This is a genomic window from Paenibacillus sp. J22P51, assembly GCF_059692215.1.
This window is the reverse complement of the sequence record NZ_JCAUAZ010000002.1, coordinates 295268-318500: the sequence shown is the minus strand read 5'-3', so window position 1 is coordinate 318500 and position 23233 is coordinate 295268. Positions and strand designations below refer to the sequence as shown.

Sequence of the window (23233 nt, the reverse complement as noted above, 5' to 3'; positions counted from 1 at the left end):
AATCTTAAGTCTGTTTCAAATGTTCAATCGCTTCTATGAAAAAGGATTCCGTGCCGAAGCTGCCTGACTTCAGTACCAAAAACCTTTGCGGCATCTGAAGGGTTAAACAAGATGGCAAACCTGGCTGAATTTCTTGCCAAATACAAAGTCCGTCAATATCCAGCTTGTCGCAAACAGCTGCGGACGTTTCTCCACCAGCGATTAACAGTCGTTGTTGCCCTGTCTCATCGACGACAGACCTTATCACGTCAGACAGTGCATTCGAAACGAGCACCGATACCTCGGTATTGTCGAAGCCGAGCTCGGCTCCCTTCACTTTCGTCGCAGCTACCTTCATCGGGCTGTTCGAGGCATGAATGAGCACATCTTGACCTTCCTTTAGCAGACGCGAAGCGTCTTCAACAATTTGGGCGCAATGGGCCTGCTTCTCCGAAGGATCAAACAAGAGCATGGAATCGAGCTCCAGCGCTTGCAGCCCTTGCTTTTTGGCATAGGCAATTTGAGCCGCGCTTTGCGGCATTAAGCTGCCCGCCGCACACAGCACAGCTGATCTTCCAAGCTCAGGGAGTTGATTCCTAGCAACCGATTCATCGGCTGCTGGCTTTTCTAACAAAGCTAATTCCTCCGCTAAAGCTGAGCTGCCGCAAAGAATAGCTTCATGTTGAACAGCTTGCGCAATGATTTGAAGCGAGTGCTGATCACGCACATCTACGATCACATAATGAAATCCTTCGTTCTTCATTCTTGCGATTTCATCTTGTAATACAGATGAACCTTGATCAATCCGATCGATGGGGATGAGTCCTACACGGCGAACCGTTTGTGCTTGTAAAATACGAACCAAATTGGAGTGGTGCATGGGATGAACTGGATCATTACGAAATTCAGATTCTTCCAATTTTTTACCATGTACATAATGAATGCCGTCTAGCGTTGTTCGCCCATTTTTCGGGAAACCAAGTACAATGATGCCAAAAGATGCCTCTAGGGCATCTAACATGGCATCGAATTCGGCGCCGATATTGCCTCGGAACACGGAGCACGTTTTATTCATAAAACGTGTTACCCCCGCTTCCTGCAGCTTCTTCGTCATATGAAACACTTTCTTGTAAGCAATTTCTGGCGTGTCCAATCGGGAGTGTGTGTCAAGGACGAGCACTTCCGGCTCGTTCCCTTTGCTCTGATACGTCCACGCTTCCATCGGGTAGACATGCGTTGTAATGCCTGCCTTTGCATACATAATCCCGATGTCATTCGCACCTGTAATATCGTCTGCGATAATACCGATCACTCCGAAAACCTCCTTCTTGGCCGATAACCGGACTCATTCAAGAAGCTCTGAACAACATCTTCTGGCAGCTTGCGCAAGGAAATGCCTGAGCTCTTCGCCACGACATACATATGGCAAGCCATTTCAAGCGTATGCATAGCCATCCTTGCTTCCTTCACGTTCTTGTCGTAAACAAGCACACCGTGGTTTTCGAGGAAGAGAACGTTAGCTTTGCAAGCTTTCTCACGCACAGCTTCACCAAGCTCGCGGGAACCTGGATGAAAATAAGGAACGCGCTCAATTCGCTCCAAGTAATACATCGTTTCCACAAACCATTCGGACGGCAGACTCTCTGACGAGCAGGCTAGCATCGTGCTGTAAAAGGGGGAAGCATGAAGGACAGCGCCTACGTCTGGGCGAGACTCATAAATCGCCTGATGCATGGGAACTTCTTTCGACGGTTTCTTTCCTGCCGAAGAAGAGGAAGTTCCCTTCAAGATCGAGCACTCGACGAAATCATCTTCGCCGAGCTCACCTAAATCCGTTCCGCTTGCGGTAATTAGATAATGGCCATCTGTGGTTCGCGCACTGATGTTGCCGGCGTTTCCCCAAGCCAAGCCGTTATTCAGCATGTATCGCCCAGCTTCCTGCAACTGCTGCCAAACCGATGCGTCCATTTATTCCACGTCCCATTCCAACAGATTGGTTTCTTTAATCGGCAATTCTGGATTGTGCGGCACTCGGAAAGTTTTGATTTCGCACGGTTTGAAATCCGCCTTAATCACACGCTTCCATCTTGGTAAGTTAATTTCAGCAGATGTTGCTGTTTTGTTCGTCTCATACACACGAATAATGAGATCCTGATTATCTTCTGCTTTCTTGATGGCACTCACAATAATATTATCTTTATTGACGTTCACATAAGAATCCGTTTGCGCTAGCTCGCCCTCATGGAACGATTCGATCACGGCAATCGGCTTACAGTTCAGTTCTGCTGCACGCTTCACTGTGCCTGCTTGCTCCCAAGTTCCTTCATGCGGCAGCAAGGAGTAGGAGAAACGTTGGATACCTTGATCGATAAAGGAATACTCGCCGTTTGGATCCGGTTCGAAAGGTACGTGATGCGCGTAAATCGGACTTCTTAGTACCGTCATCGCCATTTCCTGGTTGTGTATGCTGTAACTGTATTTCGCATCGTTCATCAAGCTAAGGCCGTACATGATATTGCCTTTGCGAGTAACGCCGGAATAATCAATCCACGTTAACCCAGGCTCTTCTTCACCATTATGTTCACGCTCAATCGTCCCATACGGAATTTCGTAGGTTTGCTTGCTGAAGATAACATTCACAGGGAACACCAGCTTCAACATTTTGAACGATTCGCGCCAGTCTACCATCACCTGAACATCGATTTGATCGCGATCTGGGTACATCGCGAAATCTTGAACAAGTTTGGAGCTGCCATATTCGCTCACTACACGAATAACCGATTTCACGGGACCGTGCTCAACACGGAATACTTTTTTTGCTTTGAAGGCACCTGCTTTTTGGTTAAAATGCAGGACATCGTGGCTCCATGTATCCGATTTATCATCGAGTACGATCGGTTTCGCTCCTTCACCTTTCAATACTTCATGATCGGCAACTTTATCAAATAAGCTTTTAATAAAGCCAGTTTCTTTATCAAACTCCAAGCGAAAACGCTTGTTCTCCATGACGACATCACTAGCTTGAATCGGTTCTCCAACTGGTTTATGTGAAGCCGATTCAGCTACTAATTTATACACGCGATAGCCCATGGATGGCAGATCAGCCATAAAGCTTAGACGGAAGCGGCCGTTGGCAGATGCTTGAGATTGCACCGTTTGGAACGGGACCGGGTTCCCCTTGTCATCCAATAAAACAGTCGTTGGTTTGATACCGCCCACTTCCAGCTCGACATTCACACGGCTTTCCCATGCATGCGGGTTAAAGACAACGATAGGTTTCATGGAAACATCCTGTTCGATGTTGATGTTCCAAGATAACGATTGAACCGCATAATTCAATGAACGGTCGGCAATCGCCATGGCTTCTCCGTACAAATACATCGCATCCTCATACGCAGGCTCAAGACTAGTACCCGCGAGAATGTCATGGAATTGGTTGAAGAGTACATTTTTCCATGCTTGATTGAACTCAGCCGGATAGGGTTGACCTGTAATCCATGAAGCAAGTGCGGAGTACTTTTCTGCTGCCATAAGGCGATTCTCAGCTTTACGGTTCCAATGTTTAATCCCTGAGTGAGCCGCGTAACAACCGCTTGCATGGTGCTGTAAGTCATCATGTACCACCGGCAGGTTTAAATTTCTGCTCTCCATCTCCTTGAAATACGCATCAGGTGTCGCAAATTCAAGTTTCGGCAGTGCAGGGTCCGCATTCATGCGGCGAATGCTCTCGATATTTTCCTTCGTCGGGCCTCCGCCATGATTACCAACACCATAGAACAACATAAGTTCGTTCAACGGCTCTTTGAACTCGCCTAGACAACGGCGAACATGGTTTTCCAAATCCTTGCCCCAAGATAAATATTCATACATAATGCGGAAGGTCATGACTTGCGAGCCATCATCGGATTCCCACATGAACAAACGGCTAGGCAGCCCCTTTTCATTCGGCATCGGACGCATCATCACGTAATAGTCCATACCGCTCTTCTTCAGAATTTGCGGAAGCATGCCGTTATGACCAAAGCTGTCTACGTTATAACCAACTTTAGCCGTTACACCGAATTTCTCCTTGAAATAATGCTGGCCATACAAGCCTTGACGGACAAAAGATTCCCCATTCGGAATGTTGCAGTCCGGTTGGATCCACCAACCGCCCACAATGTTCCAGCGACCTTCTTGTACGCGCTTTTTAATTTCAGCGAACATTGCAGGCTCATTATTTTCGATCCACTCGTACATTGCAGCAGAGCTAGACGTGAAAATAAAATCTTCGGATTCCGTCATACGATCTAATGCGGAACGGAAAGTAGCTTTCGCTTCTTGGAAACCTTCCTGCCATTGCCATAACCAAACCGGATCTAGATGTGCGTTTCCGATCATATAGAGCTTGTTTTCTTTCATCACGAGAACCCCCTAGTTATTTGTTAAAAACGTCCGCTTTGCCTGCGCTGCTTAAAAATTCATTCATTTTTTCCATAACCGTTTGCGTTACCGCATCACGACCCATTTGTAGCAATTCTGGTGACAAGTTCTTACATTCTTCATTCGTCATGCGTTCTTCACGACCAAGTGCCTTGAGCAAGGAAAGCTCCAAATCTGTTGCAATATTCACTTTGCTAACCCCGCCTCCGGGTAAATGGTAGGCATTACGCATCATCTCAGGAGGCACTCCAGAACCTCCGTGCAGGACTAAGTGTACAGATGTTAATTTACGAATCTTCATTAAGCGATCATAGTCAATTTTGGGCTGCTTCACGACATAGACACCGTGTGCCGTACCGCAAGAAACGGCTAGCGCATCAATACCCGTAATCGCCACAAACTCAGCTGCCTCAATCGGGTCTGTGAATAGTTCTTCATCTTTATCTGTCTCTACGAAATCCGTCGTACCAATCATCCCCAGTTCGGCTTCTACGGATACACCTTTGGGACGAGCATAATCCACAACTTCTTTACTAATCGCGGCATTTTCTTCAAATGGCTTCTCAGAAGCATCGATCATAACGGATGTAAATCCTGCTGCAATCGCTTCTTTAATAGTTTCCAATTCCTTCGTGTGATCCAAGTGAAGGACGACTGGAACGGTAATTTTCATTTCTTCTACTTGACGGTAGAACTCTTCGCCGAATTCAGCCGCCGTAATGCCATAGCGAACTAATTCTTTATGTGAAATTTGCACGATTAACGGCGAGTTGGCTCTCTGTCCTGCTTGTAATACAGCTGCAATCATCGGAGTATAGCGCGGTGAAAAAGAACCAATCGCAAAATGGTTCGCTTCAGCTACCTCTAGTGCTTGCTTCAATGTTATGACTGGTGAATTTGTGGATGTTGGTGTCATGATGAAATCTCCTTTTTACTCCTATTTTTATCTCTATATATTAAAGCTGCTCAATCACTTGTTTGACACGCAGCATGCCTAGCCTTGGACTGCTAAGAAAACGCGTTTGCTCCTCTGGAGTAAACTGCGAAATGACTCTAGCCATGGAAGCTTGAGCAAGAACGACCAGATCTGTTTTAGTTGCAAGCTCGCGAAGAACCTCAGCCAATTCCACATCATGTCCCTCTTTATCCCCAGCTATTAGCTTCTGATATGCTGATTTAGCTACAACAGCTTCAATACGCACCGTTTTGCCACCTAGCGCGGCTTTACCGGAAATCAATCTTTTCGTCGGTTGAAGTGTCGTTTCCAGCGTTGCTGCCACACCGATGGTTTCCGCAGAACTCACTGCAAACTCTGCCATCGCGTCGTCAATCCGAATGATGGGAACGCTCAACTGAGGTCGTACGCGGGCAACGAGCTCTCCAATGGAGGAGCATGCACTTAAAATGCAAGATGCGCCTGCTTTCTCTGCAATGAGTGCGTATTGACGAAAGCGATCTTCGATCTCATCAATTTGCCCACCGTTTGCCGCGAGCTGCGGCAGAATGGAATCATCCACCCAGTTCATCACATCAACGCCTGGCAGAAGCTCATTTGCTAACGCTTTTAGACTATCTACAGTAACGGGGGTTGTATGAATAATGGCAAGTTTATGCTTCATAACTATCGCTCCTTTGCATCCTTTGTAGGGCTTCCTCATAATTTCTAAAATCACCAGTTACAACTGTGGCATGAATGGCTGCACCGAAAGCAGCTTCTTCTTTCACCTTCCCAAAGGTTAAGGGCAGCTGCCATTTAGACATCGCGATTCGCTGCATCGCAACATTTTTACGCAGCCCGTTGCCTGATGCGACCAGCCTAACTAGCTTCTCAACAATTTGGGTCGGAAACTGCTGCGTACAACCGACTAATTCATCTAAAATGCCATGAAGGAAACCAGCTGTTAACTGTTTGGCATTGAAATTATCTACTCGAATACCTCCAATGAAACCCGTTGCTTGCGGATGCTCCCTAGTTCCGTAAAACTGGGTTCCAACTCGAAGCGGTGGAACGGGATCTGACGTCGCTTCTTCCGCCAAGCGATTCATCGCCTCGTAGAGTCGGCCTTCATCCACCTCAGCAAATGCGCCAAGCACAGAACGGAAAAATTGTTCAAGCACTTCATACGATTTACCACCGCTAAGCGAAGCCCCGACAAGCAGATACCCACCGTCTACGAACGGACGCGTTTCCAGCATGGGACATTGGATAAAATCTGGAGAATATACAGATACTTGTGAGCCAGTTCCCACATTGACAAGTAGATGTCCTACAAAAGAGGGAACCGCCCCCAGAAAGCTTGCTTGATTATCGCCGATCGCACAGACGACCTTCTTCCCGTCAGCCGTTTCCCCAACAAATTGGCGGTCGGTTGCAAGCTCTGGCAAATAGCTGGCATCCATCCCTGCCGCGCTTAGCTTTTCCTTAGCAAATTGCCCGGTCATTAGCGAATATAGTCCAATACTTGCGGCATTCGTGCGATCCATGAACGGGGTGGCTTCCCCGCAGAGCTTGATCGCCACATAATCACCAATCGTGCATAGCTTCACAGCACGCATTGGAATTTCATCTTGATGCGTCATATAAAAGTGCGTTAGTAGGCCAAATCCCGTATTTATCGGATAACCTGTCCAGTCGGTTAACGATTCTGCATACGTTTGCCCCGCAGCAAAATGCAAATCTCCGCGACCATCCTGCCATGTAATGAGTGGGCTAACAGCTTGACCTTCTCTGTCTACATACAGCACACCGTGCATTTGACAAGAAATACCAATGGCATGAACGTTTCTCCACTCATCCTGACACTCTGCAATCAGCTCATTGACCAGTTCTACAACCCGATCTGCATTCTGGGTACGTTCCCAAAATTCCTTTGCAGGAATGTCTGAATCATTTGCTCTAGATGCGATACGGATAACGGATCCATCTTCGATACTCGTCACGAGGATACAAAGGGATGTTGTGCCAATATCAATGCCCGCCGCATACATCGGGGGTACCCCCTTATCGATCGAATAAATTCAACTCATTTTCATAAGAAAGAGAGGCTTGTGCTGCATATAAAATGAGTCCAATGCACCAGGAATGGGATAGTGTCAACATCATTCCTTTAGGTTGAAAGCAATTCGTATTATAGAATCTTTCGGTTACCATCCCTTTGTAAGCATTGAAATCCCCATCTTCCCTTGCAATAAATTGCAAAAAGCAAGATATATGATCTCGGGTACGATCTAGATAATAGCGGTCGCCTGTATATGTCCACAAACGCAACATCTCAGGTACAGCAAACAATCCGTAATTGTGTAAGTGTTGGTTCGATGTTGAGGCTTGATCTGCACCGCGTGAGCAGTAATTGTATTGGGCAAGAAAGGAATGCTTAGGAAATTGTAAATTATACGTCCAGCGGAATGTCATCATCCAGTCCGCTGCGCTTGATGCAAGCTCTAACCAAAGTGGCTGACGATTAAACTCATATAACAACACATAGGAGACGACCGCATTATAAGCATCTTCTGAAGTTGGTGTTAAATGAACGTCTTCTGGCGCACCGTAGATATACTCATCACGGATGAACCGTTCATAATAGCTGCCGCCACGAACCGCAGCAGCGGAGAATGCTTCTTCAGTGAAGTATGCCGCTCCCTCAAGTAAGGCTGCAATCCATAGCATGCCGCCTGCGCCGTCCCACTCTTGCACTTCGCCCGTTTCACAGTCGTAATAAGAGCCGAAGTTCCCATCAGACCGTTGATGCTCCACCGCATATCGCAGGTTGGACAGCACAGCATGCTCCCAATCCGGATGCGCAATGCCCGCTTCTCGCTCGAAAGCTAACGCCCTGACAAGGAATAACGTGGCTTCCGATACCGTTCTTGCTTGAAGCCATGTCCTCTTGGGATTCCAGCCTGCCGTCCAGCCTCTGCCAAGCTCCCATGAAGCCCAGAAGGTTCCGTTTGGAGCAAGACCTGTTGCAATCTTATTCAGAACCGCAATCCCTGCATCCGTATAGGAGGAATTGTCTTTTTTCCTACCGTATGTCAGCAGTGCATAGGCATAAGGCACACCGCTTACCCAGCTGACATGCATGTGAGGACGATCGCCCATCCCTTTCACATTGTTATTAAACTCTCGGTCGAATGCCGCGGTTTCCCTTAATATGTCGTTCTCTTTGTCATAGTGCCATTCGTGTAGGCCATGTGCCGTTAATTCGGCTGCCTGTTCTAAGCCCATCCACGGATTGAGACCGTGCTCCTGGCGATGTATCGCATACATTTGACGAACAAATGGATTATAGCTGTGTGGATCTGGTGAACCTGCATACACATAGAGATGGAGCTGCACTTTCTCATTCGGCTGAAATGTATGCATAACCAAATCAGCTGGTGCTGGCACAGCGTTACCAATAAACGTGACGGGTTCCTCTTTGTAAGGAAAGTTAAGCCAAATCTCCGTACCTGTGGCATTGCCGCGGAAGCCCAAGCCGCTTATCCCGAGCGGTGACATTTCTTCTGTACAAAGTGCGCCACACATGCCGTCATTCCATGCGAATACAGCTGGAAGAGCTGCACGGTCCGCACGGAATGACCAATAGTCGGACACCATTTGCTGCGGGTCGCCGCCTTGGAAATCATAACGCGGGTAAGGACGCAGGTTCTTCTCGAAACGATTCTCTTTATAAAATGCACCCGGAATCATCCAGTCTGGTTTACCTGCTCCTTCTAACTGACAGCCAAACTGCAGGTTATGGGCAGATGCTTCCCTACCTTTATACTGAATGTCTACAAACACTTCGTAATAGGCGCAAATATCCTGATGTTGTTTCCATGTTGAGCTCACTTGGAAGTTTGCGGATTGCCCCGACACTTCAAGTCCATCCGAATTCGATGACGCTACATCCACAGGGACGATTTCCTTGTCTCCCTGTCGGTTGATTACCGTTAGCAATTGGGTAAATGACAGACAGGCTTCTTGCTTGGATTCCGCATGTTGAATCTGAACTGCTTTCATGGACCCGTTATCCGATAAACGCCACTGCATCATCACTTTACCCCCATGTCCTTCAACTTATAGATGTCAATTAAATTTAAGCGGAAAATCCGATCAGCAAATGTCATCGCTTCGATTTCATCGAGTGCGCCTTCTGCTACCTTTTCCGTCAAAACATCCGCAACGACCTTCCTCGCTAGCTTCTGGTGAGCATACGTGCCTTCGATATAGTTATAATCGCCGCCAAAGCCTTGTATTTTCGTCATGGGTACCATTTCAATGAATTGATGCAGGATTTGTTTAGCCGCCGTCGGCGAAATGATATACAACCAGGTCAAATCTGCATAAACGTTTTGAAAATTTTTCACGATGCTTAAGTAGGGTAAATAATAAGGATAGCCGCTGTGAAGCAAAACGAATTTCGTTTCTGAGTATTCCAGCAGCAATGGAATGAGCAGCTCTACATTGGAATTCGTGATCGTGTTGCCGTTGCATGAAACACTGACTTCATGATGTCCTGTATGAATTTGAATCGGGAGTCCGTAGGCGGTTGAACGCTGGATAATATAATGAATCAAATAGTCCTGTAGCGCCACTGTTTCAGCTTGAGAGAGCGACTCTTCCAGGCTGCAGCCCATTAATCGATTAAAAGCGAGCTCCGCTTCGTGAAAAGTCGGTTTTCCTGAAGCAAGGGAACGCCAGTACGCATGCCCGAACTTCGTTGCGACCATGCCTTCCTGAACATATCTATGCAATAAGGCATCCACTGCATCTAAATATTGGCGCAATTGATAGACCGTGACGCCAGACATCCGTTCTACAGCGGTAATATCCTTTAATGTTCGTAATTTAAATGCGAAATCCATAAACATAATGGGACGAAAGCGATCGTAGTCCAATTTGGTTGTTTGGATGAGTGTAAAGGCAAGATCAATACCTGATTTTTCGGCCATAACTTGCTCATACCAATTCGGGTTGTGCGTGGCTTGCAATACCTTTTCATTCGCCTCTAGCAGGCTTTTCACGTTCCAATCCGTAACGCCATATAAATCTTCCAACGCGGTCCGGAACATCCGAGCATACGTTGTATTTTTCGTTTTATGCCAATAGTCCATAAACATCGAAGCCTTTTGCTCCACATCTAAGGAACTCTGTCTTCCCAGAACACCTTGTTTCATGCCCGCACTATAAAAATCTGAGTCCAAGTAATGCAAGAGGGAGAACAGATCGTGATTTTCTCTCTTACGAATTTGCGGTGTTGCTAGATGTTCATGACCGTCAATGATGCGGATTCTGTTAACATAATCATGAAGGGTGCTCATTACCGGGTCTCTCTCCTTCTAAATGCGCGGCTGCTTCTTTCGAAGCAGCCGCCCTCTATATTTGTCATTATTGAAGCTCTGGGAACGCTGCTTTCACTTCTTTTTGGAAAGCGGCTACAACATCCGCATAACTTTTGTTATCTGTAATCCCTTGACCAGCTACTTTTCTCCACGTACTGAGGATGGAGTCGCTGTATTTATCAGACTTAATAACAGGCATCGCCTTCATCATCGCGTAGTAAGGTTGAAGCACTTTCTGATCGCCAGTTAGCGTACCTGTGTATTTATCTACATTGGCATCATATACACTTTGCAGCGCCGGCAAGTTTCCTCTTGCTAGCAAATCTGCATTTTGCCATTCTGCACTTGCAGAGAACTTGATAAATTCATTCGCGATGTCTTTATTCGCCGTCTTATTGTAAATCGCACGGAATGTTCCACCGTTATAAAAGCCTTCTGGCGTTTTGGCAACGCCGAATTTGCCTACCGCTTTGTTATCTTTGTTACCGATCATAAAGGACGCCCAAGCTGGCATAGCAACGAGTACAACACTGCCGTCATTCAGGGCATTTCCCCATCCTGCTGACATGAATGGCAGTTTAGCATCTACATTATTCGCGCGGATATCTTTCTGCGTGTTATATACTTTTTCCCATTTCGCATCGATGTTTAATTTGCCATTCACATAGAAAGGCTGCGTATTGTAGCTGGCGATATCGAACAAATCACCTGTATTCGCGATCAAATGAACTTTGCCATCGCTATCTTTTGCAACTTTTTTACCAAGCTCAATGATTTTATCGTAGCTGCTCACCATGTCACTGATTTTCGCTGAATCGTCGGTTCCAAGGAACTTTTTCGCATTTTCTTTCAAATACCAGAAGCCGCCTGGCGAGGATTGGTCAGAGATCGCTTTAATTTTGCCATCCGATGATTTACCAAGCTCTGCTACATATGGAATATAATTTTTTACGAGTTCATTTGCACCAATTGGCGCTAAATCCATTAAGAAAGGCGATTCAATGAATTTACCTACATAGCTTCTTTCAAGGTCAAGCACGTCAGGTACATCCTTGCCGGATTGTAGGGCAGACAACAATTTGATTTGATATTGATCGCCCGGGAATACCTTTACATCCACTTTGACATTTGGATACTTCTTCTCAAATGCTGTTGCAATGCCCTTTGTTCCATCAAAGAAAGTCCAAAGAGAAAGCGTACCAGAGAGCTTAGCTGGGTCTACTGCTGGCGCAGCTGTTGCAGCTGGACTCGTAGTTGCCGAATTATTCGAATTCGATTTCGCGCCGCATGCTGTCAAAACCCCTGTAGTCAATACTGCAGTCATTAAAATAGATGCCCATTTTTGTGCTTTCAAGAGAAATCGCCCCTTTGATGTAATAGAATTAGTAGTTCTACTGGCTTTGAACTTGTAAGGATTTTTTTCCTATGAGAAAACCTTTATCGAGGCCATTCAATGATGAGCGACCGCGTTTAGAGGAAGGTTTTATCGCCAAATAGAAAGATGTTTTCGGGTTCCGAAAACTTATACTTTCTATTGTGGAAAAATAGTAACGAATAGGTTCAGATAATCTCAACGTTTTTTGGTAAGCATCACTCCTCTCAATGTCCGTTTCCTAGCCTTTTACAGCCCCGGCTGCAACACCGTTAATAATCCGTTTAGACATAAAAGAGAAGAAGACCAAAATAGGAACGACCGAAATAACAATCCCCACGTATTGTGCGCCAAAGTCGGAGGAGAACTGCGATTTGACACTCGCGATCATCACCGGAAGGGTTTGCATATCACCATCGAATAAAATAATCATCGGAACTAAGAAGTCATTCCATTTTCCAATAAAAGCAAAAATCGCTAAAGTGGCCAGTGCTGGACTCATTAAAGGTAAAATAATGCGATGGAAAATTTGCATTTCCCCATATCCATCAATTCTTCCAGACTCAATAATTTCAGAAGGCACGGAGGTATCAGCGAACTGCTTGACTAGGAAAATGCCGAAAGCATTGTACATCGATGTCAGCAACAGCGGATAATACGTATTCAGCATATGAAAGACATCCATTAACTTATAGAACCCGATAATCCCCAGCTGTCCAGGAATCATCATCGTTGCAAGCACCATCATGAATAGTACGCCTTTATAACGGAAATTGTATTTGGAAAAGCCATACCCAGCTAATGCTGCAAAATATACATTTATCAGGGTCGACGTTACCGTGATGAAAACCGTGTTACCTAATCCCCGCCAAATGTTGACAGTTTCAATTAGCCGATGATAATTCACCAAGAACTGATTCCCAGGAACGATCAACAACTTCCGAGCGATGTCCGAATTCGTATGTGTGGACGTAATCAGCATGCTATAGAAAGGAAGCAAACAAGTCAGGGCTATCGCAATTAAACCCACGTAGATGATGATTTTCAATAGTAACAGATGGAGTTCAAACGGTTTCTCTTCACTTCTGACCACTGGATTGTTACCTCCTACTCATTTAACTTTGAAGCTTTCGCTGTAATTGCCGTCAAGATCATGACAACCACGAAAATCCCATATGCGACTGTCGCTCCGTAGCTGTAATTGAAATTTTTGAACGCTGTCTCATATAAATACATGACCATTGTTCGTGTCGTATTATCCGGACCGCTACCCAGCATTAATGGTGCATCAAATAACTGCAACCCGCCGATTACGGACGTAATGAACGTAAATAACAAGACTGGACGCAGTAGGGGCAGCGTAATAAACAAAGTGCTTTTCCATTTGCTCGCGCCATCAATCTTAGCCGCTTCATATACTTCTTCCGATATAGACTGTAAACCAGCGATAAATACGATTAAATTGAATCCGAAATATTGCCAGCAAATGACACCAGATACTATTGTACGTGACCACCAAGGACTGCTAAACCAATTCACAGGCTCGCTGACAATACCCAAATCCATCAGCACTTTATTCACCGAACCTGTTTGCCAATCGAACATTAAACTGAACATGACACCCAGCGTAATCGGCGTAATAATATGCGGAAAATAATACACAGCTCGAAAAAAATGTTTACCGCGAATCCATTTCTCATTCAATACAATCGCGAGCACGAGTGCTATGATGAGCTGTGGGACAATCGACATGATCCAAATGATCATGGTGTTCCCTATCGTTTGATAGAAGTACGTATCATGCAAAAGCCGCGTGTAATTCGCGAATCCGATATAAATCGGATCTGAAAATCCATCCCATTTCGTAAAACTTAAATAGAACGTATATAAAATCGGGATCAATCCGAAGATGCCAAATCCAATAAAAAATGGTGCAATAAATAGATAGCCGTAATTCGACTTATTGATTTTAGAAATCATCGCTCACAACCCTTTTCTAAAGTGTGGTACAAGATTGACGTATCATCAGTGTCGGTTTGTACAAATGTGATGTTCGTTCAACGTCTTCTCCTTCGATTTGGGCAAACAACCCCTCTGCTGCCTTCATCCCTACCTCTTGCAGCGGCTGGCGAACGGTTGTCAGTTTGGGCGACACCCAGCTTGACAACGTAATATCGTCAAACCCGACGATGGACATCTGATCTGGAACTTGACGACCTGATTCCTGAATCGCACGAAGTGCACCAATCGCCGTTTCGTCACTGGAAGCAATGACTGCTGTGAATCCTTCATGTAGCAGCAACTCCTTCATGGCTTCATAGCCGCCTTGATTGCTCCAATCAGAGTTCACAATCCACTCCGGCCTGCATTCCATGTGTAAAGCGCTCATCGTTTGTTGCAAGCCCTTCAACCGATATTTGATCGGCCCCATATGAGCAGGACCCGAAATATAAGCAACGCGGCGGTGTCCTAATCCATGTAAATAGGCCACCAATTCCGAAACCCCGGCTGCATTGTCGATATCCACCGAGAATAATCCATCCAATTCTCCATGATCTCCAATTAATGCCAGCGGATACGGTACCTCGATCATGCGTTCCAACTCCTGCTGATCTCTTTTTTGGAAGCTTAGCAGGATAATCCCGTCAACGTGACCTTCATATAGCAGATGGAGAAAGGAAGCTTCGTGCTTAGAATTCGATGTGCCGCTATAAAAAATGCAATTGTATCCTTTTCGATTCGCAACAGCTTCGATCCCTCGTATAATACCCGAGTAAAATATGTTTGAGATGTTGTCGACAACGATGCCAATCGTATTCGTTCGACTCATCACTAATCTTCTAGCATTTTCATTGCGATGATAATTAAGTGATTGTATGGCTCTCTCTAACGCCTCTTGCGTGTCTTTCTTTACCTTCTGACCATTTAAATAGCGTGAAACCGTGCTCTTAGATGTATTTGCTACTCTAGCGACATCATGTATTGTAGGCCCCATCTTCTGCCTCCTTAATTAATCTTATGTATCGTCTATTCCCAATAATGGGAACGTTCCCAATTTTACGTACTTACAATTGCTTCGTAAGCTATAAGGGTCATTCCCTTATTATTGGGAACGTTCCCAATTTTCATTCAAAAAAAAGGACTTGCGGTTTATCGTATTAAATTGAATTTTGGGACCGTTCCCAAAATGATTTCTGTAAGTTCTTATTTCTATATGTTATCGCTTACAGCCGAGATTGTCAACGCACAATTTTCCTTATTCCTAAATCGATGAAAAAAAAGAAAATTGAATCCTTCGGAATGCACTTTTGCTCCCGAAAAAGATCAATTTTCCTTAATTTCTTATTCGTCTTCATCTTGAAGGAGATGCTTAACCGGGCACACCATCACTTCAACACCTAATTGACTAATCTCGTCAAGCAAACTCTGCTCAACCAAGTCACTGGTTACTAGGATATCAACATCTTGAAAGCTCGAAAATGAAATCAATCCCTGCCGCTCAAATTTACTGTGATCTGCTACGATAACAATTTTCTGCCCCGCTGCGATCATAGCCCGCTTTACTTCGGCTTCATAGAGATCAGAACTTGTAAATCCTTTGCGTTTGGAAATCCCAGAGGCGCCCAAAAAAGAAAAATCAGCATTATATTTTTGCAGCTCAAGTTCGGCCTGAGGCCCCACAAGGCTCATTGATTTCTTTATTAGCTTTCCACCGATCACAAAAACAGAAGCGTCTTCATTTTGACTACTTTCCTCTGCCACATTCAACCCGTTCGTAACAACCATTAAATTCGGTACATTACGTAGGTATCGAGCCACACACCAAGTGGTTGAGCCGGAGTCCAGAATGACAATTTGTTCGCCTTCCACCAGAGAGGCGGCCATTTTCCCTATGGCATCCTTCTCCTCGTAAAATTGAAATCTCCGTTGTTCGACAGGAGGAATGAGTTGAGCATTATTTTGCAGTTCATCCACCAGAATAGCGCCACCATAATTTTTTTGAATGATTCCTTCTTGCTCCAATAGATTCAAATCGCGTCGAATCGTTTCTTCGGAGACACTGAATTCTTTCACCAAATCAGCTACCTTGACACTACGCTCCTGGAAGAGCAATTCTTTTATTTTGGTCCTACGATGTATGGCAATCATGCCAATCCCCCTCTAATCCTCGAATACCTTTTCACCTATTAGTTTCCGAATCAGAAAGGGATTTCTGATTGGGGGTTTCACAATGGAGAAAAAAACCTCTGATTGTATTAGAATTATTCACCTATTATGCAAATTCTAATATCGCTTTTCTTTGAAAGGTTGTCAATAGACAACCTTTCAACACCTCTAAATAATACGATTATCAGGCTGTTATATTAAAATAAGTGCAGAATCGGACTGTTCCAAGAGGCTCCAAAGCCTTACCACTCGATTAGATCCGTCTCTGTTATCGGAAGGCTCGGATCAACAGGAACTCGGAAAGTCTTAATTTCACATGGTCCAAAGCGAGCAGAAATCTCTCGATCCATACGTGGTAAACGAATGATAGCATCCGTCGTTTCTCTTGTTGTCTCATAGGCACGAATAATTAAATCGTTGCCTTCTTCGGCCTTTTTCACTACGCTGACAATGATATTATCCTTATCTACGTTCAAATAAGAATCCATTTGCGGAAGCTCGCCTTCATGATAAGACTCGATGATCGTTGTCGGACGTTGATTCAACTCCAGCGCATGCTTGATAGTAGCTGCCTGTTCCCAACTTCCTTGATGCGGCAGCAATCTGTACGTAAACGACTGAATCCCTTGATCAATGAATGAATAGTGACCATGAGATTCAGGTACAACAGGATCATGGTGGGCATAAATCGGGCTGCGAAGCACCGTCATCGCCAACTCTTTATTCATAATACTGTAGCTGTATTTGGCATCATTGATTAACGATACACCGTAAGATGTTCCGCTATGATCGCCTCCATCCCTTAAAATACCGCCATAATCAACCCAGCTTTGACCCGGCTCTTCTTCGCCATTGTGTTCTCTTTCCTTAAAACCATAAGGAATTTCGTACGTTTGTTTGGTAAATATCAAATTAATCGGGAATACCAATTTCAACATTTTAAACTGCTCGCGCCAGTCTACCGTCACTTTGACATCGATATAGTCCAATTCTTTGAAAAGCGTAAAATCTTGTACGATTTTCGAGGTGCCATATTCGCTAGTGACTCGGATGACGGACTTAATCGGCCCATGTTCCACGCGTTGGACGCTTGTTGCGATGAAATCGCCAATTTTATTATTAAAATGAAATACATTATGACTCCAGGTGTCTGACTTATCTTCAATAACAACAGGTCTCGCTGCAGGTCCACGGAATACTTCATATTGTACTTTCTTATCAAATAAGCTGGAAATGAAGCCTGTCTTCGGATCAAACTCCAAGCGAAGTCGGTCGTTTTCTAAAGCATAGTCATTCGCCTTAATTGGTTGTACAGCTAGCTTAGGTTCCAGGGACGCTGTTTTTACCTTATACACGCGGTAACCCAACGAAGGCAACTCTGCGATGAAACTTAGCCGGAATCGTCCGCCAGCCGTTGCTTGCGATTGTACCAGTTGGAATGGCACTTGTTTGCCTGTTTCATCCAACACGATGGTCGTATCCTTAATACCGCCAACTTCAAGCTCCACATTCACCCGGCTGTCCCAAGAATGAGGATTGAATACAACAATCGGCTTCATTCCCTCTTCCTGTTCAATGCCGATATTCCAAGAGAGTGATTGAATTGCATAATTCAATCCACGTTCTGCAATGGTCATGGCCTCACCATGCATGTTCCGCGCATCCTCATAAGCCGATTCCAGACTCGTTCCAGCGAGGATATCATGGAATTGATTGAAGAGGACATTTTTCCAAGCGCGGTGATAGTCTGCTGGATAGGGTTGCCCCGTGATGATGTCAGCTAATGATGACCATTTCTCCGCTGCAAGGAGTGTATTCTCTGCTTGGCGGTTCCAATGCTTAATGCCCGAATGTACCGCATAACAACCGCTAGCATGATGCTGAAGATCATCGTGAACGACCGGGATGGGTAGATCCAATGTTTCCATGTCAGCGAAAAATTCATTCGGAGCCGCCATTTCCATCGTCGGAAATTCTGGCAGTTCGTTCATCCGCTTGATGCTGTTGATATTTTCCTTGGTCGGACCTCCACCATGATTACCAACCCCATAGAAGACCATCAAGTTGCCAAACGGATCTTTCAACTCTTCCATACAGCGGCGTACGTGCTTTTCCAAGTCTTTTCCCCATGTGCAGTATTCGAATGGAATCCGATACGTCATGACGCGGCTGCCATCATCGGATTCCCAATGGAACAATCGTCCTGGCAAGCCTTTTTCATTCGGCATGGGACGCATAAAAATATAATAAGGCATTCCGCTTTTGAGCAAAATTTGCGGCAGCATGCCGTGATGTCCGAAGCTGTCGACGTTATAACCAACCTTCGCGGTTACGCCCAATTTCTCTTTGAAATACCGCTGACCATATAAGCCTTGACGGACAAACGATTCCCCGCCAGGAATGTTACAGTCGGGTTGGATCCACCAACCTCCGACGATTTGCCATCTGCCTTCGCGGACGCGTTCCTTGATCTCTTCAAACATTTTGCGATCATTATTTTCAACCCACTCATAGTTCGCAGCAGAACTGGAAGTGAAAATAAAATCGTCATATTCCTTCATGCGATCCAGTGCAGAACGAAAAGTTGCTTTCGTTTCTTGAAAGCCTTCCTGCCACTGCCAAAGCCATACCGGGTCCAGATGGGCATTACCAATCATGTAAAGTTTCTTATGTTTCATAGGTTCTCCCTACCTTTTATATACGTAGTTAATTCATTCGAACAAGCGAGTTAATACTGGAAGGATTCACACATCGGCTTAAACCAAGGGTTAAAATATACCCCTAACTGTTTGCGTGCTTCAGCTACTTTCTTCTTTGCATCATAGACCAGTGTCGGCGGCAAATGACCGAAGGTCATTAAGTCAAAATCATAGGTCAACAACTTATCCATGGAGTGCTCCCACGCGGCCATATCGGAACCTACCCTTGGATGATAGCCGCCCCACATCGTATCTCCGGCTATGAGTACTCTGTGTTTGCCATCTGTTAACAGCAGGGATACACTCCCTGGAGAATGACCAGGGGTATGAATCACTTCCAATGTGAACCTGCCTACTTGCAAGATTTCCCCATCGTTCAACGTTCTGTGGACCTGTACAGCGGGAAAGGGCTTTCCATATAGAAAGGCAGCCGTGCGATCGTAATCGCCTTGCTCCACTTGCTCGCGATCGTTTTCGTGAATCCACAGCTCCGCATGGCTTTCCTCGGCTAGCTGCGCAAATCCAGCCACATGATCCCAATGACCATGCGTGGCTATCACTTTCGTAATATCTTGCGGTTGCACTCCCAGCTCTATTAGGTTTCGCTTCAGTGCGGGGTAGCCTTCAGAACTACCACAATCAATCAGGATTGGCTCGCTTCCTGTAAGTAAATACGCGCTTGCATCCCACGGATGAGTCAGTTTATCGCCGGCAATGACGTAGAAATCTTCAGCAAGTTTGACTGCTTTTGACAATTTGGACTCCTCCTTTATGCCATTTCCATCCGTACCGTAGCTAACCCCCAGGGTTGAACGGGGATTCGAATGGAACCGTCTACCTCTAGCATTAATTCTCTTTGTTCATTTTCAAGCAGATCCGTGAGCCACGCTCTCGCAATCCGTTTGCCTGGAATGGATAGATTCGGCGCTTGCTCACAGCCTGCAATTTCCTGTAGCCTAACGATATATCCATCAGCTCGCCTTGCCTGCTTCCAAGCCGTAATGACCGCTTGATTGGTATCTAGCCGTGCCAGGGTCCCACCTGTCTCACAAGTGTAAGGTTCAGCCGTCTGACGGAAATCTTGAAAGCTCATCCGCTGTGCATACATCCCTTGCCTTGCTTGCCAACCAGCTCGGAAAGCTTGATCAGCGTGTTGCTGCCTAGCACTGGATAGGACATAGCGGAAACGAATTGTTCCGCCTTGCGACCCTTTATAGTTGGTATGCCAATAATTATTCAACACATAAGAGAATACCGTTCCCCCGCTCAGCTTCATCTCTTTGGGCCATTTCCCTTGCACGATATGACCTACGCAGAATAAGGGAATATCGGGAGAAGCGATGTGTACGGCGGCATGCTCCTTCTGCACGATGATGCCTGTTTGCAGTGGCAGCCATTCTTTACAGCCGCCTGGAAGCTGGTCCTTGTCCCAATCGATCCAGCCGAGCTGCGAATCCGAAAGGACCTGTGCATCTGGCAGCTTGCAAGGAAATGCGATATAGACCGCTTCCTTATTCAGTCGCTCTTCTTTGGTATAGCTGTAGCTGACTTCAATTTGCTTCGTTGCATGGTATAGGGTCCATGCCAACTCCAATTCGCCATAGGGCACAATGCCCCTCAGCTTGACGGACTGTCCAAAAGGGAACGATTCCGATTTCACATCGACCAGCTTGAAATCGGTTCGTACTTGCGGGTTACCATCTGGTAAATCAGCTTGGTTACTCATCAATCGAGTACCTTCCCCGCCTTCCGCATACAGCAGTTGTCCAAAGCCCCATGGACTGGCATCATCTGCAAGCTCTAGATCTAGTTCCTTATCCAACCAACTCGCGACACATCCACGATCCAAATCGATCATGATCCGGTATGTGTCATTTTCCATGCAATAAAGTCCCGCCAACGCAGCTGAACTGTCAGGTCTACCATGAAAAGCTGAATTTCCAGCATGATTAGAAGTCTCTTTCACTTGCAAAAGAAACCGCTGATAGCTGAGTCCTGGAAGCTCATCCACCCATAACTCAACAACTGCTTGCGAGGCAAGAACTTGAATAGCTCGCATAGGAATTTCCTTCAACGTAACGGGATGCAGGACGATCTCATCCGCTGCAATTTCTACTTGAATCTTCCCGCTGAAAGACCAGCTGTGTGGATTGTACACGACAACCTCACGACCATTATTATTCCAACTCAAACTGTGTCTAGTTGCTGAAGTATGAAGTAAATGGCTGGCCCATTGATACGCATTATCAGCCATGTGCTTTTTAACGGACCATTGATCCTGCTGAAGCAGTGCTTCTGGCTCCGGCCCGCTTAAGAAGGCGCCCCAGGTATGCTCATCATAAAGCAATATCTCCCGCCATGCTTCATCATACTGCTTTAACGGATATGCCCACCCTTCCGTGTGAATAACTGCGAGTGACTCCAGTCTTTCGGCGGCAGGAAGCATCGCTTGTGATTTCCTAGTCTGGATGGTAGGTACAATTGAAGATCCAGCACCATCCTCCCAATAAGCGCCACCGTCACCTTTTACCGTGTGCAGACTGTCGGCGAAGCCATTTTCCACATAGTCGAAAAATTCCGTAATGTCACTCGCGATCAATTTCGGATAAGCATATTCACGATTCCATTGTTTGACAAAGTCAACGGGTTGCGGATCCAGATCTGTATTGTCTGCTTCCTGTCCATATAGTAGAACGGCATCAGGCGCGTAATCTTCACGTTCATATTCTTGCAGCCACATATCAAGGCCGCGTTCAGCGGAGGTTACCAATGGCGGACTTCCACATACTTTACGCAATTCACAATACATTTTGGCCAACCAACAGAGCACTCGGCCACCTTGCGGTCCTTCCCAATAAAAAGGGGACAGCTTATGCAGCCCGCCATTCAATCGAAATGGCCCACGATCCTGATTGTTCGCATGAATCAGATAAGGAATGCCGCTGCCTGCCATAATCGCAGGTAATGAGCTCGTTAAGGACGCTACATCCACAACGGCGTTCACCTTCGGTCTCATCCCTGCTGGATGAAGCAAATCATGAACAAATTCATGATTGCGAATCAAATCTTCCAGCCCCGCCAATTGCGTTAACAAGTCGACATAGTTGCCAGCCAGGCTGATTTTCCCTTCTTGCAATGCTTGGAAGAACTGTATCTTTCTTCGATCATCTCGGGTCGCGAAGTACGTCTCCAACGCCCAGCCAGAATCGATATGATAAGTGAAGGCTGGTTCAGATGATCCAGCTTCCTGCTCAATAATATCCAACGCGGTGTCCACATTGCGGCATAACCGCTCAGCGACCTCCCACTGGCGGTGCGTATAGCCAATATCTGTATGCGCGTGAGGGGAAATATACACGTTCCACTTTCTTTTACGGGAAAAGCTGCCCTCTTGACTTACAAACTGCCCATCGATGGTACCCTCCAACATGTAAGCGACGGGACCTTCCCCATCAAAGCAATCAAACGTGAAATGAAGGTGCCCTAGCGCAGTTGCTGGAAGTGTAAAATGATGTTCTTCCTCCCGATTCGATCCGCTGATTCGCAACCGAAGACTACCTTCCGTAACGCTTGCGGCCAGTTCCACATAGAAGTGGCATGCATTGACGAGCTCACCCGAGGGCAAAGACCGATACATCACAGAGGATTGAATAACCATCTGATTCAATACCGATTCAATACGGCTGCTGCATGGAGAAAAAGCAAGCTTCTGATAGAGTAATCCCGCCCCATTCGCCATTCGGTCTAATCGCTTCATGGCTTCAACCCGTTCGATGACCAGAATTTCACCACCGTCATGGCAGATAAGTTCGATTTTATTCTTTCCCTGCCTCAACAGGTTGCCAGGAACGATGATGTCGATGCGGCCATCGGAATAGATCGTCGTATGAAGTCCCGACTGCAGCGCAATTTCTCCAGATTGGGACGGTGTAGGACGAACAAAGGCAAGACCTGAGACGCCATTGACGATGATTTCCAGATGGGAAGCTCTTGGTGCGATGACTAAATAGTCAATGGTTAATACATAATTCAGTGCGAGCTCATCTTCTAAGCTAAACTGGATCGTATAGGGATGCAGCCTATAGCCCCCATCGGGGTCTGCCTCACTGGGATGGAACATCGGCCATTTCGTACCCTGCGTTGAACTGCATTTGGCCTCGGCATCCCATACGATGTCGCCAAGACGATTGGGATCTTTAAAATTATCAAAAAGATCACCTGCACCGCTTTGTGTCGAACCGATGCTCCATATCACTTTCTTTGTCATTAA

16 protein-coding genes are annotated in these 23233 nt (G+C 45.9%); all 16 read right to left on the bottom strand.

Features of this window, described 5'->3' with window-relative positions; genetic code table 11:
- Window positions 1-4: 4 nt before the first annotated feature.
- The 16 genes from AC58QC_RS06155 to AC58QC_RS06080 all read right to left on the bottom strand — a co-directional run bounded on the left by AC58QC_RS06155 (window position 5) and on the right by AC58QC_RS06080 (window position 23230).
- Window positions 5-1291: a four-carbon acid sugar kinase family protein gene (locus tag AC58QC_RS06155; RefSeq protein WP_497414315.1), complete on the bottom strand. Its 1287-nt coding sequence runs from the start codon at window positions 1289-1291 to the stop codon at window positions 5-7.
- Window positions 1288-1947 (bottom strand): class II aldolase/adducin family protein, encoded by a 660-nt coding sequence (locus tag AC58QC_RS06150; protein ID WP_497414314.1) that lies wholly within the window; start codon window positions 1945-1947, stop codon window positions 1288-1290. The genes AC58QC_RS06155 and AC58QC_RS06150 overlap by 4 nt, the downstream gene beginning before the upstream one ends.
- Entirely contained in the window at window positions 1948-4380 is a 2433-nt protein-coding gene (locus AC58QC_RS06145) for an alpha-mannosidase (protein ID WP_497414313.1), read from the bottom strand.
- A gap of 16 nt (window positions 4381-4396) precedes the next feature.
- Window positions 4397-5317, bottom strand: coding sequence for a class II fructose-bisphosphate aldolase (locus AC58QC_RS06140; protein WP_497414312.1), 921 nt, complete (start codon window positions 5315-5317; stop codon window positions 4397-4399).
- Between the two features lie 40 nt (window positions 5318-5357).
- On the bottom strand, window positions 5358-6020 hold the full coding sequence (locus AC58QC_RS06135) for an aspartate/glutamate racemase family protein (RefSeq protein ID WP_497414311.1): 663 nt from the start codon (window positions 6018-6020) through the stop codon (window positions 5358-5360).
- Window positions 6010-7389, bottom strand: coding sequence for a sedoheptulokinase (locus AC58QC_RS06130; RefSeq protein ID WP_497414310.1), 1380 nt, complete (start codon window positions 7387-7389; stop codon window positions 6010-6012). Before AC58QC_RS06130 ends, AC58QC_RS06135 begins: the two co-directional genes overlap by 11 nt.
- A 13-nt stretch (window positions 7390-7402) precedes the next feature.
- Window positions 7403-9436, bottom strand: a complete 2034-nt coding sequence (locus AC58QC_RS06125; RefSeq protein WP_497414309.1) for a hypothetical protein — start codon at window positions 9434-9436, stop codon at window positions 7403-7405.
- Window positions 9436-10704: an amidohydrolase family protein gene (locus AC58QC_RS06120; RefSeq protein WP_497414308.1), complete on the bottom strand. Its 1269-nt coding sequence runs from the start codon at window positions 10702-10704 to the stop codon at window positions 9436-9438. The genes AC58QC_RS06125 and AC58QC_RS06120 overlap by 1 nt, the downstream gene beginning before the upstream one ends.
- A gap of 67 nt (window positions 10705-10771) precedes the next feature.
- On the bottom strand, window positions 10772-12079 hold the full coding sequence (locus AC58QC_RS06115; RefSeq protein ID WP_497414307.1) for an ABC transporter substrate-binding protein: 1308 nt from the start codon (window positions 12077-12079) through the stop codon (window positions 10772-10774).
- A gap of 259 nt (window positions 12080-12338) precedes the next feature.
- On the bottom strand, window positions 12339-13190 hold the full coding sequence (locus AC58QC_RS06110; RefSeq protein WP_497414306.1) for a carbohydrate ABC transporter permease: 852 nt from the start codon (window positions 13188-13190) through the stop codon (window positions 12339-12341).
- A gap of 14 nt (window positions 13191-13204) precedes the next feature.
- Window positions 13205-14077: a carbohydrate ABC transporter permease gene (locus AC58QC_RS06105; protein WP_497414305.1), complete on the bottom strand. Its 873-nt coding sequence runs from the start codon at window positions 14075-14077 to the stop codon at window positions 13205-13207.
- Window positions 14078-14093: 16 nt separating this feature from the next.
- Window positions 14094-15092 (bottom strand): LacI family DNA-binding transcriptional regulator, encoded by a 999-nt coding sequence (locus AC58QC_RS06100; RefSeq protein WP_497414304.1) that lies wholly within the window; start codon window positions 15090-15092, stop codon window positions 14094-14096.
- Window positions 15093-15439: 347 nt separating this feature from the next.
- On the bottom strand, window positions 15440-16246 hold the full coding sequence (locus AC58QC_RS06095; protein ID WP_497414303.1) for a DeoR/GlpR family DNA-binding transcription regulator: 807 nt from the start codon (window positions 16244-16246) through the stop codon (window positions 15440-15442).
- Between the two features lie 260 nt (window positions 16247-16506).
- Complete coding sequence (locus tag AC58QC_RS06090; RefSeq protein ID WP_497414302.1) at window positions 16507-18942, bottom strand: alpha-mannosidase; 2436 nt, start codon at window positions 18940-18942, stop codon at window positions 16507-16509.
- Between the two features lie 50 nt (window positions 18943-18992).
- Entirely contained in the window at window positions 18993-19718 is a 726-nt protein-coding gene (locus AC58QC_RS06085; protein WP_497414301.1) for an MBL fold metallo-hydrolase, read from the bottom strand.
- Window positions 19719-19732: 14 nt separating this feature from the next.
- Window positions 19733-23230 (bottom strand): glycoside hydrolase family 38 N-terminal domain-containing protein, encoded by a 3498-nt coding sequence (locus AC58QC_RS06080; RefSeq protein ID WP_497414300.1) that lies wholly within the window; start codon window positions 23228-23230, stop codon window positions 19733-19735.
- Between the last annotated feature and the right edge of the window lie 3 nt (window positions 23231-23233).